This is a genomic window from Pseudoclavibacter helvolus (assembly GCF_014191305.1).
GTDB classification, from domain to species: domain Bacteria; phylum Actinomycetota; class Actinomycetes; order Actinomycetales; family Microbacteriaceae; genus Pseudoclavibacter; species Pseudoclavibacter helvolus.
In genome coordinates, this window is sequence record NZ_JACHWJ010000001.1 from 17,864 (window position 1) to 32,966 (window position 15,103).

At 68.3% G+C, this 15,103-nt stretch carries 12 protein-coding genes and 2 tRNA genes; 6 read left to right on the top strand and 8 right to left on the bottom strand.

What is annotated here, in order from left to right:
* Nucleotides 1-110: 110 nt before the first annotated feature.
* Nucleotides 111-187, bottom strand: a tRNA-Pro gene (locus tag FHX72_RS00070).
* A gap of 142 nt (nt 188-329) precedes the next feature.
* Here FHX72_RS00070 and FHX72_RS00075 point away from each other — a divergent pair.
* A tRNA-Gly gene (locus FHX72_RS00075) sits at nt 330-403 on the top strand.
* 46 nt (nt 404-449) lie between these two features.
* Here FHX72_RS00075 and FHX72_RS00080 read toward each other — a convergent pair.
* Genes FHX72_RS00080 through FHX72_RS00090 form a run of 3 tightly spaced genes read right to left on the bottom strand, consistent with a single transcriptional unit; the run spans nt 450 to nt 6,088 of the window.
* Complete coding sequence (locus FHX72_RS00080; RefSeq protein WP_183622293.1) at nt 450-1,832, bottom strand: class I SAM-dependent methyltransferase; 1,383 nt, start codon at nt 1,830-1,832, stop codon at nt 450-452.
* Nucleotides 1,833-1,856: 24 nt separating this feature from the next.
* Nucleotides 1,857-4,922 carry an SNF2-related protein gene (locus FHX72_RS18650; protein ID WP_183622295.1) on the bottom strand — a complete coding sequence of 1,022 codons (3,066 nt, stop codon included), beginning with the start codon at nt 4,920-4,922 and terminating at the stop codon, nt 1,857-1,859.
* A gap of 44 nt (nt 4,923-4,966) precedes the next feature.
* Complete coding sequence (locus tag FHX72_RS00090; RefSeq protein ID WP_183622297.1) at nt 4,967-6,088, bottom strand: winged helix DNA-binding domain-containing protein; 1,122 nt, start codon at nt 6,086-6,088, stop codon at nt 4,967-4,969.
* A 90-nt stretch (nt 6,089-6,178) separates the two neighbouring features.
* Here FHX72_RS00090 and FHX72_RS00095 point away from each other — a divergent pair, with 90 nt between their 5' ends.
* Complete coding sequence (locus tag FHX72_RS00095) at nt 6,179-6,556, top strand: ArsR/SmtB family transcription factor (protein WP_183622299.1); 378 nt, start codon at nt 6,179-6,181, stop codon at nt 6,554-6,556.
* 16 nt (nt 6,557-6,572) lie between these two features.
* The gene (locus FHX72_RS00100; RefSeq protein WP_183622301.1) at nt 6,573-7,058 is read left to right on the top strand and encodes an SRPBCC family protein; all 486 of its coding nucleotides are present in this window, start codon (nt 6,573-6,575) and stop codon (nt 7,056-7,058) included.
* Nucleotides 7,059-7,133: 75 nt separating this feature from the next.
* Here the strand turns inward: FHX72_RS00100 and FHX72_RS00105 are convergent, their stop codons facing one another.
* From FHX72_RS00105 to FHX72_RS00115, 3 genes are all read right to left on the bottom strand, one after another.
* Nucleotides 7,134-8,573, bottom strand: a complete 1,440-nt coding sequence (locus tag FHX72_RS00105; protein ID WP_082775502.1) for an MFS transporter — start codon at nt 8,571-8,573, stop codon at nt 7,134-7,136.
* A 63-nt stretch (nt 8,574-8,636) separates the two neighbouring features.
* On the bottom strand, nt 8,637-9,881 hold the full coding sequence (locus tag FHX72_RS00110) for a M20 family metallopeptidase (protein ID WP_183622303.1): 1,245 nt from the start codon (nt 9,879-9,881) through the stop codon (nt 8,637-8,639).
* Nucleotides 9,878-11,089 (bottom strand): M24 family metallopeptidase, encoded by a 1,212-nt coding sequence (locus FHX72_RS00115; protein WP_183622305.1) that lies wholly within the window; start codon nt 11,087-11,089, stop codon nt 9,878-9,880. Before FHX72_RS00115 ends, FHX72_RS00110 begins: the two co-directional genes overlap by 4 nt.
* A 117-nt stretch (nt 11,090-11,206) precedes the next feature.
* Here FHX72_RS00115 and FHX72_RS00120 point away from each other — a divergent pair, with 117 nt between their 5' ends.
* Nucleotides 11,207-12,628: a sodium/calcium exchanger protein gene (locus FHX72_RS00120; RefSeq protein ID WP_183622307.1), complete on the top strand. Its 1,422-nt coding sequence runs from the start codon at nt 11,207-11,209 to the stop codon at nt 12,626-12,628.
* 11 nt (nt 12,629-12,639) lie between these two features.
* Here FHX72_RS00120 and FHX72_RS00125 read toward each other — a convergent pair whose 3' ends face one another.
* The gene (locus FHX72_RS00125; RefSeq protein ID WP_183622309.1) at nt 12,640-13,158 is read right to left on the bottom strand and encodes a response regulator; all 519 of its coding nucleotides are present in this window, start codon (nt 13,156-13,158) and stop codon (nt 12,640-12,642) included.
* On the opposite strand from FHX72_RS00125, the gene FHX72_RS00130 reads away from it, so the two are divergent.
* Nucleotides 13,142-13,390 (top strand): hypothetical protein, encoded by a 249-nt coding sequence (locus FHX72_RS00130; RefSeq protein WP_183622311.1) that lies wholly within the window; start codon nt 13,142-13,144, stop codon nt 13,388-13,390. The two genes, FHX72_RS00125 and FHX72_RS00130, sit on opposite strands and share 17 nt — an antisense overlap.
* Nucleotides 13,391-13,664: 274 nt before the next feature.
* Nucleotides 13,665-15,044 carry a trigger factor gene (gene tig / locus FHX72_RS00135; RefSeq protein ID WP_068482802.1) on the top strand — a complete coding sequence of 460 codons (1,380 nt, stop codon included), beginning with the start codon at nt 13,665-13,667 and terminating at the stop codon, nt 15,042-15,044.
* The last annotated feature ends 59 nt before the right edge of the window (nt 15,045-15,103 follow it).

The following is a 15,103-nucleotide window of genomic DNA, read 5'->3' on the forward strand; positions in this document are numbered from 1 at the left end:
ATGTGAACAACCTGGCGAACATGTGAGCCGTCTATGTGTCTCGCATGAGGGAACGCGAAAGGCCCCCTCGAGAGGGGGCCTTCGGTTGGACCTGCGCTGTGTCAGATCGCTGGTCGGGGTGACAGGATTCGAACCTGCGACTTCCCGCTCCCAAAGCGGGCGCTCTACCAAGCTGAGCTACACCCCGGTGCCGATCGCTCGGCGAACCGCAGGTAATGCTACCGGATGCGCGAGGTCACTCAGACCACATCCGGAGTTTCGACGCGCGGACTGAGGCGCAGGTTCACGGACCTGGCCGAGATGGGGTAGCATTCTCTTCGTCCCGATTCGGGGCTGTAGCTTAGTGGTAAAGCCTCTGTCTTCCAAACAGATGATGCGAGTTCGATTCTCGTCAGCCCCTCCAAGGAAAAGCCCGGTCAGGCCCGCAAAGGTCAGGCTGGGCTTTCTTGTCAGCTGCGGCGGAACCGCGTGAGGAACGCCTCGACGCGGCTGCGGGCGGTGCGCGGTGGGGCAGGGGCTGCTGTCGGCGGTGCCGGGATTGGCGCCGGACGCTGCCCGCCGCCTGGCTGGCTCTGGAACGCGCGCCCCTCGAGGAGCGCTCGGTCGACGGCTAGGGCGAAGTGGGCAACCTCGCCGAGCAATTCGACCAGTTGCGCGGCCGTGGGCTCTGGGCTGGTCTCCCGGATTGCGGTCAGGAGCGCCGTCTCGCCGATGGGGAAGTACGCGCCGAAGGGCGTGGTCGAGGGGATGCACGTCGCGAAGTCGAGGCCGCGAACCCGCTCGAGCGTCGTCACGGCGACCTCGCCGCCGGCTTCGTCCTCCAGAAGCACGCCATGGCCCTGTTCCTGCCAGCGGAGCGCGTTGACCGCCGTGCTGAGCGCCCAGACGAGGTAGGAGGCAATGTGGCCGGCCGCTACGCCGTGCTCATGGAGGAGCTCCGCGAGGGACTCGTGCTCCGCAGTCGCAGTCGGAACCTCTGCTCGGGGCGGTGCTGGTGTGACCGTGCCGAAGTCCGCGACGAGCACATCCTGATAGTCGAGCAGCGACGTCGAAGGGCGTCCGCTCCAGTGGCCCTGACGTACCTCGAAGTTAGCGAAGCCCGCGTCGCGGAGGATATCCTCGACCCGCTCGCGGGGGTGCGCGATCACAAGCTCGGGATTCTCACGATTCTCGACCCGGCTCTCGCCGAGCTGCCAGGGGAGTAGGTACGCCGAGCGGCCGGCGGCGACCAGCTTCTCGACCTCAGGGTCGAGGAGGAAGAACGTCGCGACGAGGCGCCCCGTGTCCGGCTTGAGCGTGCGCGCGGCCTCCTCCAGGTAGTTGCGCACCGTCGCGAGGTCGACGTGGGTCAGCACGGAGATCATGAAGACGCGGTCGAGACTGTGGTCGTCGAACGGGAACGCGTAGCGGGCTCCGACGAGTTCACCGTCGGGATTGTATGGCTGGCTGACGACGTCGATCAGGTCGAAGGTGAAGTTCGCTCGGCGGCTCGCGATGTTCTCCCTCGCCCAGGCGATGGCCTCGGCGTTGGGGTCGAGGCCGAAGTACGCCTGGTCGTCGGTGAGTCGCGACGCGAGATCGAGGGCGACCCTCCCGAAACCGCAGCCGAGGTCGAGCACTCGGGCGTCTGCGGGCAGTGCACGCTCCTGCACGACGACGTCGGCGTAGTGCGCCCCGATGCGAGCCTCGGTGCCGCCGTTGAGCTTGTGCTGCAGGCTCTCCGGGGCCACCGCAGTGATGGCGCCCTCGTGACTCGGAGCGGGCGACAGCGCCGAGGTCAGTTCGGAGAGGGCGCTCGTGAGCACGGCGACGGCAGTGTCGGGTGTCGGCATGAGCTTCACCCTAGCGGCGAGGCATTACAGCAGCAGTCCGCGGATATCGTCGGCCGAGAGCTCGGTGCTGAAGAGCTCGTCGTCGTCGATGACGGCGTCGAAGAGCTTCGCCTTGCGCTCCTTGAGCGCCATGACCTTCTCCTCGATCGTGCCCTCGGCGATCATCCGGTAGACCATGACGCGTCGCTCCTGCCCGATGCGGTGTGTCCGGTCGATGGCCTGCTCCTCGCTCGCGGGGTTCCACCACGGGTCGAGCAGGAAGACGTAGTCCGCCTCGGTGAGGTTTAGCCCGAACCCGCCGGCCTTGAGGCTGATGAGGAAGACGGGCGCCGTGCCCTCCTTGAACGACGCGATGACCTCGGCGCGCTTCGTCGTCGTCCCGTCGAGGTACACGAACGGGATGCCCTCGGCTTCGAGTCGAGCGGCGACGAGTTTGAGGTACGAGGTGAACTGGCTGAAGACGAGCGCCCTGTGCCCCTCGGCGGCGACGTCGGTCAGGTGCTCGAGCAGCGCATCCAGTTTGCTCGAGGGCACGCTTCCGGGTGCCATGCCGTCGAGGCCCGCCTGGATGAGCGCGGGGTCGAGAGCCAGCAGTCGCAGCAGCGTCAGCGAGCGGAACACGGTGAAGCGGTTCTTGTCGAGGTCCTCGAGCAGCCCGAAGAGCTTTTGGCGCTCGCGCTGCAGGTAGAGGTCGTAGAGCTGGCGGTGCTCCTCGCTCAACTCGATGAAGAGCGTCTGCTCCTGCTTCTCCGGCAGTTCGGGGGCGACGCGCTGCTTGGTGCGACGGAGCAGGAAGGGGCGGATGCGAGCCCTGAGGCGAGCGAGTCGCTTGGCTCTCACCTCGGCGCTCGCGGGCTCGCTCAGTCCCGCGCCGACGCCCTCGCTCACTCCCTGTCGCTTCCCCTCGATGGTGCGCACATACTCCTCGCCGAAGCGCCGAGCCGAGGGGAACAGGCCGGGTGCCGTGATCGCGAGGAGCGAGTGCAGCTCGGTGAGGGAGTTCTCGAGCGGGGTTCCGGTGATCGCCAGCTTGAACGGCACCTCAAGCTCGCGCGCGCACTCGCTCACGAGTGAGTTCGCGTTCTTCACGAACTGTGCTTCGTCGAGCACGAGCCCCGACCATCCGGTTTCCTCCGCCACAGCGCGGTAGGCGTCGAAGTCAAGGCGGAAGAGCGCGTAGCTCGTGACGACGATGCTCGCGCCAGCGGCGATGTCGGCGATGCGGCGCCCGGATGTGCCTTGCGTCGCTTCGACGACGCGCGTCGTCAGCTCTGGGGCGAACTTGGCTGCCTCTGAGGCCCAGTTCGCGACCACCGAGGTGGGCGCGACAACCAGGAGCGGCGCGGGGCTCTCGCCGTGCGGAGCCTGCTCGCGTGCGTGCTGGGCGAGGGCCAGCGTCTGAAGTGTCTTGCCGAGTCCCATGTCGTCGGCGAGGATGCCGCCGAGCTTGTTCCGCCACAGGAACGCGAGCCAGTTGAGCCCCTCCTGCTGGTACGTGCGCAGGGATGCAGTGAGCCCGCGAGGGGGGTCCACGGGTGATGGTGCGTCTTCTCGCAGCTCCCTGAGCAGCTCGCGCCACTCGACGGCCGGCTTGGCCTCGTCGGCGAGATCTTCGAAATCTGACCAGAGGCTCGCGTGCCGCCGGCTGATCTGCAGTCGGTTCGGTTCCCACTCGTTGAGGCCCTGGGCTTCGCTGATGAGCTCGCGCAGCGGTTCGAACGCCGGGTGCTTGAGGGAGAGGTAGCTGCCGTCGATGAGCAGCAGTCGCGGCCTGCCGAGAGCGAGTGCCCTGAAGAGCTTCGTGAAGGGGATGACCTTGCCGTCCACCGTGACGGTGACGCCGAGGTCGAACCAGTCGTGGCGCTCGGTCGGCACGGTGGTGACCGTGAGGTTTGGTGCCCCGCGCAGCTCTCGGTAGGCGGGTGGTGTGCCGACGGTCTCGACGCGGAGGCCGGGCAGCCGCTCGAGGTGCGGGAGGGTCTCGGCGGCGAAGCGGGCCGCGTCGATCTGCGTGAGCGTGACCCGCACGGGCAGTGAGCCCGGGGCGTCAACGTCGTCTGGCATCCAGTCACGCGGGAGGACGCCCTCGTCGAGCACCGAGGCGATCGCGGGCAACGCGGCGAGAGATCGCGGGTTCGCCCATTTCCACCGCAGCTCGAGGCTGTGCCGCGGGCCGAAGGTCGTGGTGAGGACAAGCTCGGGAGGCGTCGGTGCCGGGATGAGCACCGACGCGTCCGCACTGCCGAGTCGCAGGCGCGCTGCGAGCTCCGGTAGGTGGGCCACCTCGAACTCCGCGGCGTCGTCGTTCGGCACCGTGAACTGCGCCCTGCGGGCACTGCCAGGCCTGAGGAGATCCAGCTGCGGCCCTGAGAGTCGCGTGTCGCTCGGAGCCAGACGGATGCAGTCGGGCTCGTCGGCGTCGAAGACATAGACGCCGTGGTCGCCGACCGGCCGCGCCGTGTCAAAGGTGGCCGCCGCTTCGCCGAGCACCAGCAGCGGGGCGACCACCAGCCCGGCCTCGGTCCTGCGCGCATCGAGCGAGAGGCTGGACGTCGCCTCGAGCGTGATGCTCGCGCGCTTGCCGGTTCCGACGAACGCGATGTCGAGCGCGGCTGCTTCCTCGAGCATCGTCCACATCACGGGGCTCGGTGCTTCGTCGAGGAACACCCACTCGCTGTCCTGACCTGGTTCCGGTGGTCGTGCGGCGCGGTGCAGCGCGAAGAACTGAGCGAACCAGGCCTGGTGCCGCGGGTCGATGTCCCGGCGCCCGCGCAGGTGCTGCAGCTTTGCCCACGTCAGATCGCCCTTGACCCACTTGCCTCGGACGCCCTGCATGACGGGCCTCACCCCGAGGCGCAGCTCGTCGAGCCCAACCCCGGCACCCTCTTCGCCCGAGAACGCGCGTCGGGAGGTCGGGCCGTTCCAGCGGTACATGGTGCGGGGGATGAGCTCCCGCACTTCGAACTGGAGGGCAAGCGGCACAACCCGCTCGTGAGTGGTCGGAGCCTCTGCCCGGCTCGGCTCTTCCAGGAGTCGTCCGAGCGCGCTCCGCCAGGACGCTGGCGCTTGGCTCTCGCTGGGATGGGTCACCGGTGCAGTCTACGAACCACCACCCCCAATCGCGCTCTCGAGGCTTACGCCAGGAGCTGCTCGCCGATGGTGAGCGTGCCCTCGAGGCCGAGGAAGGCGGCGTAACGGTCAGCCTGCGCGCGTATCTCGCGCTCGGCGGTCGCCGAGAATGCTCCGGAGATGGGGCTCGCGACCACGCGCGTGCGCTTCGCGGTGCTCGTCTTCGACCAGAGCCCCACGCACCTCCCGTGACGGACGACCGTCGCCCGGAACATCCCGTTGCCGCCTGGCACGATGAGGTCGGCGTGATCCGGATGCACGCTCGCCGAGCGGTCCTGGTACCCGAGAATCCACTCGTCGAAGCCCGGCAGGAGGAGCGTCGCGGCGCTCTTCCGCAATTCCTGACGTTCGAGCGTCTCAGCGTCCGCGAGGTAGCTCGAGCCCTCGACCTGCACGTGCGCGAGCGAATCGCCGAGCTCGTCGATCGCGGCTCTGAGCTCGGCGAGCGGGAGCTTGCACCAGTACTGGATATCGGCGAGCGTGGCGGGGCCGTGCCCGCGCAGGTAGCGCCCGACGAGTTCCCGCACGGCGGCATCGTGGTCCATGGTCGCCGAGTTCGTGATCCATTCGGTGCCGATGACCAGCTGCTGCTCGGTGCCAGAGAATGGTCCGTAGACGAGGGTCGCGTCGAGCGAGAGCAGCCACAGCAGGTGGGCGCCTCGCTGCCCTCCCGTCGCGATGCCGTCGCGTTCCCAGGCCGCGAAGAGCTCGGCGCGAGTGAGGTGCCTGGACTCGCCGCGTGCATCCATCTCGTTCTGCAGGGACGCTCGAGCGGCTTGCTCGGCGTGTGCGTCGATCCCCAGATCCTGGTGCCGCTTGCGCATGGATGCCCGGGTGCGGTCGGCGGTCAGCTGCTGGACCCAGGCGAGGTCGCGCGCGGGTACAACGTGGAGCGTGCCGCGCAGGGGCCAGCAGCGCACGAGCTCGCCTCGGTCGAAGCTGGCCCTGACGTCGGCGATCGGTGCGCCGGAGCGCAGCCCGAGCGACCAGAGCGCGCCGGGCAGGTCTTGTCCCTGCAAGGCCAGGAGTCGGTCGGCGGTCTCAGCGACGCCTCGGCGGTCGCCGGTGAGGCCGAGCGCGCGCTGGCGCAGCCCGAGCAGCTCGGCGCGCGAGAGATCAGCAGTCACCGGTCCAGTCTCGCGGATGCAGGTGGTGTTCGGGAAGCGCACAGGCGGCCCCCTTGTGGGGTGCCGCCGCGAGGCGTAACGTACAACCAAATGGTTACACGACAGCTTAGTGAGGACGACGTCAGCCGCCTCTTCCAGGCCCTGGCGGATGCGACGAGGCGAGACATCCTCACGCGGGTGCTCCGCGAGGAGCAGTCGGTGACGAGCCTCGCCGAGGCCTACGCCATGAGCTTCGCGGCCGTGCAGAAGCACGTCGCCGTGCTCACTCGCGCGGGGCTTACGCGGAAGCGGAAGCAGGGGAGAGAGCAGCTGGTGCAGGCCGAGCGCAGCACGATTGGGGCCGCGACACGGCTCCTCGAGTCCTACGAGCGGCTCTGGCGAGAACGCACCGCGCGCATCGACGACCTGCTCGCCGAGGACGACCAGACCGGAACACCAACCAAGCGCGCCGACGCTGGCGAGCAGTGATCGAAAGGAAGATGTCATGCCCGTCATCTCAACGCAGAAGGACGCGGAACAGCTCACGCTGACCGTCGTCACGGAGCACGCGGCCACGCCCGAGCGTGTCTGGCAGCTGTGGGAGGACCCTCGTCAGCTCGAACGCTGGTGGGGCCCGCCAACCTGGCCCTCGACGGTCGACTCGTTCGAGTTCGCGCCGGGAGGCAACGTGTCCTCCCACATGACCGGCCCCGACGGCAGTACTGCGGGGGAGTGGTGGGAGTTCATCAGCATCGAACCGCATCACACGCTGTCGTTCGACAACGGCTTCGCGCACGACGACGGATCGCGCAACCTCGAGCTGCCCGTCACTCGTTGCACCGTCACGATCGAGGCCGCCGGCGCGCTCACCCGCATGACCACCGTGTCTGTCGTCTCATCACCAGCTGATTTCGACAGCGTCATGGAGATGGGCATGGATGAGGGCATGACCGAGGCAATGGGCCAGATCGACGGCGTCCTCGCCAGCTGATTCCACTCGGCCACACAGCGGCGCCCAGGGCAACGGCGGAGCGTTGCGCTGGGCGCCGTCTGGCGTCGTCTTGCTCTACTTGTTGATCTTGCCGACGAGGTGCTCGCCGGCCGCGATGCGCTTGGAGTCGTCGCTGCCCGGGATGACGTTGCCGCGCAGCGAGCGCCCGGCGGTCTCCTTGAAGGTCAGTACCGAAATGAGCCCGATGAGGCCGGCACCGGCCAGGTAGAAGCCCGGGATGAGCACGTTGCCGGTCTGGTCGATCAGCCAGGTGTTGGCGGACGCCGCGGTGCCGCCGAAGATCGCCGTCGAGATGTTGTAGCCGATCGCGAAGCCCGAGTAGCGGACCGCAGTCGGGAACAGAGCAGGCAGCGTCGAGGAGATCGTCGAGATGATCATCACGAGGAACAGGCCCAGGATGCCGAGGCCCGCGATCTGCGCGATGAGCGAGCCGGTCTGGATGAGCATCACCGCGGGCACCGAGAACACCGTGAAGCCGATACTTGCGGCGATGAGCTGCGGTTTTCGGCCGATGCGGTCGGACAGTGCGCCGAACGGCAGGATGACGGCCATCATCAGGAGCTGGATGATCACGAGAGAGAAGGTCGACTCGGCGGTGCTCTGGTCGAGGGTCGTCGACAGGTACGTCGGCATGTAGGTCAGCACGAGGTAGAAGGCGACGTTGATGAGGATCACGAAGCCGAACAGCTTGAGCACCTGCAGCGGGTAGTTCTTGAGGAGCGAGACGAGGGCGCCCATCGCGGACTGCTTCTCGCCCGGCTCCTTGACGTCGTCGACAAACGTCTCCGACTCGCTGAGGTGGCGGCGCATCCACAGGGCGACAAGGCCGAGCGGGAGCGTGAGGAGGAAGGGCAGGCGCCACCAGCCCTCGAGCATCCCGTCGTCGCCCACGATGAAGGCGAGCGTCGTGCACAGGATCGCGGCGGCACTCGCGCCCGCGAGCGTGCCGAACTCGAGGAACGAGCCGAAGAACCCGCGCTTGTCGTCCGGTGCGTGCTCCGACATGAAGATGGCGGCGCCCGCATACTCGCCGCCCGCAGAGAAGCCCTGCAGCATGCGGAGCAGGATGAGCAGGAGCGGGGCAGCGAAGCCGATCGAGTCGAACGAGGGCAGCAATCCGATCGCGGCCGTCGAGAGGCTGATCATGATGATCGTGAAGACCAGCACCTTCTGACGTCCGATGCGGTCTCCCAGCGGCCCGAGGACGACGCCCCCGAGGGGGCGGACAAGGAAGGAGACGGCGAAGGTCGCGAACGTGAAGATGAGGGGCAGCGCGCTGTCAGAGTTCTTATCGAACGTGAAGAACAGCTCCGAGATGTAGATCGCGAGGTAGCCGTAGATGCCGTAGTCGAACCACTCGATCGCGTTGCCGATCGCGGAACCGGCGACCGACTTCCGTGCGGTCTTGCGTTGGATGGGCGTGAGGTCGATCTCGCGGGTCAGCGGCGGCAGAGTGGCAGCTGTTCCACCATTGCTGGACTGATCAGAGGACATTGGGCGCTCCTTGCTGAAAGTTCCACACGGGTAATGGCCCAGTGCAACGCGCGCACCTGGGTATTACCGGGATACCTCCTGGAGTCTAAGCGCTATCAACGCGTATGCGCGCGCGGCGAGCAGGAGGTCGGCGACCTGGACGCGCTCCTCCGGCTGGTGCGCCTGCGTCTTGATATCGCCGGGACCGAGGATCACGACGGGCACTTCGTGGTGGCGTGCGATGAAGCCGCCCTCGCACGCTGCGCTCCACCCGCCGATGTTCGAGGTGCCGCCCGCGTCTTCGACGGCGCGCACGGCGGCGGCGGGCACTGCCGAGTCCGGCGGGGTAAGGAATCCGGGCATGGCCATGTCGAGGTGGCCGGTGACGGTGACGCGGTCGCCGTTGAGCATCTCGCTCCCGGCGATGGCCGAGCGGATGCGAGCGAGCACCTCGTCGAGGATCTCTTCCGGTTCTTCGTCGGGCAGCACCCGGCGGTCCACGTAGAGCGTGCACTCTTCGGCGACGATCGAAGTGCCGTGGCCTCCTGCGATCATGCCGACGTTCCAGCTTCCGGTGCCGATGAGTCCGGGGACAGCAGCGGAGAGTTGGGCGATGCGCCTCGCGTCGTCCTCGATTGCCTGCACGGCAATGGCTGCCGCGGTGATCGCGTTTGCGCCGTCCGCCGGGTTGCCGGCGTGTGCCGCCGCCCCGCGGAGCGTGATGATCAAGTTGGTCGCGCCGCGGCAGGCGACCACGGTGTCGAGGCCCGTCGGCTCCGCGACGATGCAGGCCGAGTACGGCGCGGGGTCGCCTTCGGCGCGCAGCTCGCGCGCGGTCGGCGCGTCGGCGATGTAGCGGAGCGCGCCCGTCGCGGTGTCCTCCTCGTCGACCGTGCAGAGCAGGGCGAGCCGAATCTCCGGTCGCTCGGCGTGAACGGCCGACATCGCGGCGACAACCGCGGCGAGGCCGCCCTTCATGTCGACCGCGCCGCGCCCGATGAGCATCCCGTTGACCAGGCGCGGCTCGAACGGGGCGCCGAGCCAGCCGGCGCCGGCCGGGACGACGTCGCTGTGGCCGAGGAAGAGGAGCGCGGGGCCGTCTCCCGACCCGAGCTGCGCCAGGAGGTTGTGCCGCCCCGGCGCCACCTCGGTCAGCGTGACCTGGGCCCCGGCCCTCTCGCACAGAGATGCGAGGACCTCGACGGTCGCCGCTTCCGTCTCGCCCGGGTTCTCACCCCGGGCGCGGATGAGCTCGGCCGTGTCGGCGACGATGCGCTCGAGGTCGAGCCGATCCAGCACTTCGACCTCGACGGCGCTCAGCCCGCTCATGCATCGCCCTTCACGATGAGCTCGCGCGGCGCGCTCGTCAGGACCTCGACGCCGGCCTCGGTGATACGGATCGACTCGGAGACCTCGAAGCCGAACCCCGTCATCCACATGCCAGCAATGAGGTGGAAGGTCATGTTGGGGGCCAGCACCGTCTCCTCGCCCGAGCGGATGCTCACGGTGTGCTCTCCCCAGTCGGGCGGGTAGCCGATGCCGATCGAGTAGCCGAGGCGTGAGGCCTTGCTGAGACCCTGCTTCGCGAGCACCGCATCCCACGCCGCGACCGCGGCGTCGGGGGTCTGGCCCGGGCGGAGGAGGTCGAGCGCGGCCTCGAAGCCGTCGAGGGTGGTCGCGGCGACTCGCTGCAGCTCGGCGCTCGGCTGGCCGAGGCTCACGGTGCGGGCGAGCGGCGCGTGGTAGCGGCGGTGGGCGCCCGCGAGCTCGAGGGAGACGGCCTCTCCGGCGACGATCTGCGCGCTCGACCACGTGAGGTGAGGCGTGTCAGCCCCCTCACCGGCCAGCATCATCGGCACGATGGAGGGGTAGTCGCCCTCGGCGTCTCCTATACCAGCGGCCTGGGCGGCCTGGATCTCGGCGGCGACGTCGCTCTGCCGCCTGCCGCCGCGCAGCGCCTCGATGCCGACGGCCATGGCGTGTGAGCTCACGGCGGCCGCCGCTCGCATGAGCGACAGCTCCGCCTCCGACTTCACGAGGCGCACCCAGTTGACGAGCTCGCGGCTGTCCACGAGGTCCCATTCCGGGAGCCGCCGCTGCAGCGTCAGGAACGAGCGGACCGAGAAGAAGTGCGCCTCCGCCTCATAGCCGACGACCATCCGCCGATCCGCCTGGCCACGCTCACGCAGTTCCGTCGCGGCCCAGTCCATGGGGTGCACCTCCGCCCGGTGCACGAGGCTCTCCGGGTAGCCGGCGACCTGTTCGCTCGGCAACCAGGTCGTGTGGTGCGTGCCGTGCGCGTCCATCGCCCGCATGACAAGGAGGAGGTCGCCCTCGGCCGGCACGTAGAGGAACTGCGGCATGTAGAACGACCAGGCGTTGTAGCCCGTCAGGTAGTAGAGGTTGGCCGGGTCGGTGACCAGGAGCGCGTCGAGGCCGGCGTCCTGCATCCGCACCCTCGTGTTCGCGAGCCTGACGTCGAACTCTCTGCGGCTGAAGCCGGCCTTCTCCTGGCCGACGTCTCCGAGCTGCGACATGTGGTTTCTCCCTCTCTTGCGGCGGTCCCGAGAATCTACTCGCTCGGAGGGTGGCCCGACTGCATGTAGTTCAATGGATGCGCGATCACCACCCCGTTCATCGCCCAGGGAGCTCACGTGCCAGACAACTCGACACCAGAAGACTCCGAGAAGGACGACGGCGCCGTCGACTACTCGCAGCGGGACTACCAGGCGCCGACCGGCTATCGGGCTCCGGACTTCGTGTCGAAGTGGGCGGCCCAGGACAGCAGGGGAGACGCGCAACGGCTTGCGGACGAGCAGCGCGAGGCCGAGCGCAAGGCCCAGGAGGCGGCAGAGGACCCATACGACGCACCCGGCACGTGGCAGGACAGCGACACCCCGACCGGACTGCCAGACCCGCGGCGCACGCTGGAGGAGCTCGACGCACTGGTCAACCGCGACGCGGCTTCGCAGTCACCCGGCTTTGTGCTCCCTGGGGCCGGTCCGGGCGAGGAACTCACCCAGCCCTTCGACGCCGACCTCGACCGCCAGGAGCTGCTGACCCGCGTCGCGACGGACAGTAACGCTCTCCTCGGAAAGCGCGTGCGCGATGTGCAGGGCGCAGTCGGCGGAGGCCGCCCCGGGGGCGGTGCAGGGCGAGGAGGGGACGCAGCCCGGACCCCGCCGAACCCGCTCCAGACACCGACGGGCGGCACCCCGTCCACGGCCAAGCCGGACACCAAGGCGCCGAAGAAGGGCGGCGGCGGCTGGTTCGGCTTCATCGCCGCGATCCTCGCGATCACGTTCGCCATCTCCGGCATCTCCTTCATCGCCTGGGTTGTCATCGTCGTCTCGCTCATCTCGAGCATTGCCCTCATGCGTGCCGGCGGCGGGCGGCGGGCAGTCGGAATCATCACGCTGGTCATGACGGTCGTGGCGCTGGTCATTCAGCTGATCGGCTCGACCGGCGGTTCGATCCGCGGCGCCGTCACAGAGCTGTCCGGCGGCACCGGAACGCTCGACCTCAACGCGACGGCCAGCGTCTCGGGGAGCGGCAACGCGAGGTTCGACGTGGTCCTGCCAGGGGGCTCGGACGACATCGGCCTGCTGCAGGTCGAGTTCGAGGGTGAACGGCTGCGCATCTACGACGTCGACGTGGAAGGCGAGCAGATGGGCGGCTCGTCCCTCTCCGCCTACGACGACTACTCGGGCCTCGCCATCGTCAACGAGTGGACGGACGACGAGTTCCGGGCCATCGACATCGAGGCGGAGGGGGATTGGACGGTGATGCTCGTCTCCCTCGACACCCTCCCGTCGTTCGACAGCGAGTACACGGGTTCCGGCTCGGAGGTAGTCCTCTACACGGGCAACGGCGGCGACGCGACCTTCGCGTTCGAGCCTGACCAGAGCATCGGGATCGACACGTTCGGTGCGGACAGCTGGTACGAGAGCTCGAACGAGGTCACGTCACTCACGCGCCCGTTCCAAGCGGGCCCGACGATCATCCGGATCGAGCTGTACGACGAGACGGCGTGGAGCATCCGCTTCGACGGAACAGCGCCGACTCCGACTACCTGAGCCGAGCCTGGTCAGGCCGAACGGCGGTAGCGCAGCTCGGGGCGCCCGCGCTTGCCGTAGACAGACTCGACGTCAGCGAGCCCACGAGCGCAGAGGTGGTCGAGGTAGCGGCGGGCGGTGACGCGAGAGAGGCCGCACACCTCGGCGACGTCGAGGGTCGACAGCCACTCCGCCCCCAGCTGCGAGGCGACGAGCTTGATCGTCGGCTCCGAGAGGCCCTTCGGGAGCGGCCTGCCCCGCCCCGGTGGTACCTGAATCGACTGCGTTCCTGGGCGGTCGCGCGGCTGCGATGGTGCGCCAGTGCCGCGGCGGGCCAGCATCCCGTCGATGTCCTGCTGCCGAAGCGGCGACGTCGGTGTGCTGTCCGCTGGCTTCTTCGGGGACGCCACTCGCGTGTCTCGGTAGTTGGCGAGCCTGGCCTCGAAGTTCGCCCGGGAGAAGGGCTTCACGAGGTAGTCGGAGATGCTGGCCGTAGCCAGCTGCGCGACCGAGAGCCGATCGTTGGCGGAGGAGATGATGATCGCGGCCATCCTCGGACCGCTCGCAGAGACGGAGCTGCGTCGTGCGCTCGCCGTCAGCGAAGGCGACCTGGGCATCCTGATCGACCCGCCGATCACGATCGCGATCTACGTGCTGATGGTCGGGGCGATCGTCATCAGCGCCGTCCAGCACCTGCGCACCCGCACACGCGAGAAGCAGGTCCTCAAGGCCAAGACAGAAGCCGTCGCCGTCCAGGCTGGCGCGCGAGAAGACGCCGGGTAGCCGGTCGAAGTGGGGGATGCGCCGCGACGGGCGGATGGATGCGCGTGGGCGCGCACACCCGCCCGTCGGCATGCGCAGGCATCCCCCTCCCCGGGCGGGCGCGCACAAGAATCCTGATTGCCGGTAGAGTGCTGTCGTTTGTGGGTGCCGTAGGCTGTTCGCAGCCGCATCAGTGCGGCGATACGCCCATCTGGGTGGTGCGCGGCGTGCAGTCGCACCCCGCTCCACGCGCGAATCCGCGCAGTCACCCCACGTATCTCAGGAGATGCCCCACGTGAAGACCTCGGTCGAACAGATCAACCCGACCCGCGTCAAGCTGACGATCAACGTAGAACCGGCTGAACTCAAGCCATACGTCGACGCGGCCTACCGCACCATCGCAGAGCAGATCCAGGTCCCCGGCTTCCGCCGCGGCAAGGTTCCGACGCCGATCATCGACCAGCGTGTCGGTCGCGCCGCCGTCCTCGACCAGGCGATCTCCGATGGCCTCGACGTGTTCTTCAACCAGGCCGTCGCCGAGTCCGACGTGCAGCCGCTCGGCCGCCCGAAGGCAGACGTCATCGAGACGCCCAACGTCGCGGACTTCGCTGGCGACCTCGTCGTCGAGGTCGAGGTCGACTCGCGTCCCTCGATCGAGCTCCCCTCGTACGACGGCATCAAGGTCGAGGTCGAGGCAGCAGCCGTAGACGCGGCTGACGTCGACGCCGAGCTCGAAGAGCTCCGCAAGCGCTTCGGCACGCTCGTAACGGCTGACCGCCCGATCGAGGACGGCGACTTCGTGACGCTCGACCTCATCGCGACGGTCGACGGCGACAAGGTCGACGAGGCAGAGGGCATCTCGTACGAGCTCGGTTCCGGCCAGCTCCTCGAGGGCACCGACGAGGCGCTCCTCACGCTCACCGCTGGCGAGGAGACGACCTTCCGTTCCACGCTGCTCGGTGGCGAGCACGAGGGCAAGGAAGCCGAGATCACCGTGACCGTGCAGTCGGTCAAGGACCGCGAGCTGCCCGAGATCGACGACGAGTTCGCGCAGATCGCAAGCGAGTTCGACACGATCGAGGAGCTCCGCGCTGACCTCGAGACGCAGGCCAAGAGCAAGAAGACGTTCGCTCAGGTGGACGCGGCACGCGAGAAGATCGTCGAGCAGCTCCTTGAGCTCGTCGAGATCCCGCTCCCCGAGACCCTCATCAACGATGAGGTCACGCGCCACCTCGAGCAGGAGGGCCTCCAGCCCGACGACGAGCACGGTGTCGAGGTTCGCGCCAACGCTGAGAAGTCCTTCCGCCAGCAGGTGCTCCTCGACGAGGTCATCAAGGCCGAGGGCGTCGAGGTCGAGCAGGACGAGCTCACGCAGTTCCTCATCCAGTCGGCAGCTCAGTACGGCATGGCTCCGCAGGAGTTTATCGGTGTGCTGCAGGAGAACAACCAGCTCCCGGGCATGATCGGCGAGGTCGCACGCTCGAAGGCGATCCTCTTCGTCCTCGACAAGGCTGAGGTCGTTGACACCAACGGCGACGCCGTCGACATCTCCGAGTTCACGGTTGCCGTCCAGCGCGCCAAGGACAAGGCAGCAGCGGCCGATGCCGAGACGGCCGACGCCGTCGAGACCGAAGAGGTCGCTGCAGACGAGGCCAAGGAAGAAGAAGCCAAGTAGCTTCTCGTTCCAGTTCGCGAAGCGCCGCCGGCATCACGCCGGCGGCGCTTCGTGCATGC

Bases quoted from the DNA above. Each gene is read 5' to 3' on its own strand.
- FHX72_RS00080 (WP_183622293.1), bottom strand. From the start codon at position 1,832: ATGCCGACACCCGACACTGCCGTCGCCGTGCTCACGAGCGCCCTCTCC.
- FHX72_RS00095 (WP_183622299.1), top strand. From the start codon at position 6,179: ATGGTTACACGACAGCTTAGTGAGGACGACGTCAGCCGCCTCTTCCAG.
- FHX72_RS00100 (WP_183622301.1), top strand. From the start codon at position 6,573: ATGCCCGTCATCTCAACGCAGAAGGACGCGGAACAGCTCACGCTGACC.
- FHX72_RS00105 (WP_082775502.1), bottom strand. From the start codon at position 8,573: ATGTCCTCTGATCAGTCCAGCAATGGTGGAACAGCTGCCACTCTGCCG.
- FHX72_RS00110 (WP_183622303.1), bottom strand. From the start codon at position 9,881: ATGAGCGGGCTGAGCGCCGTCGAGGTCGAAGTGCTGGATCGGCTCGAC.
- FHX72_RS00115 (WP_183622305.1), bottom strand. From the start codon at position 11,089: ATGTCGCAGCTCGGAGACGTCGGCCAGGAGAAGGCCGGCTTCAGCCGC.
- FHX72_RS00130 (WP_183622311.1), top strand. From the start codon at position 13,142: ATGATGATCGCGGCCATCCTCGGACCGCTCGCAGAGACGGAGCTGCGT.
- FHX72_RS00125 (WP_183622309.1), bottom strand. From the start codon at position 13,158: ATGGCCGCGATCATCATCTCCTCCGCCAACGATCGGCTCTCGGTCGCG.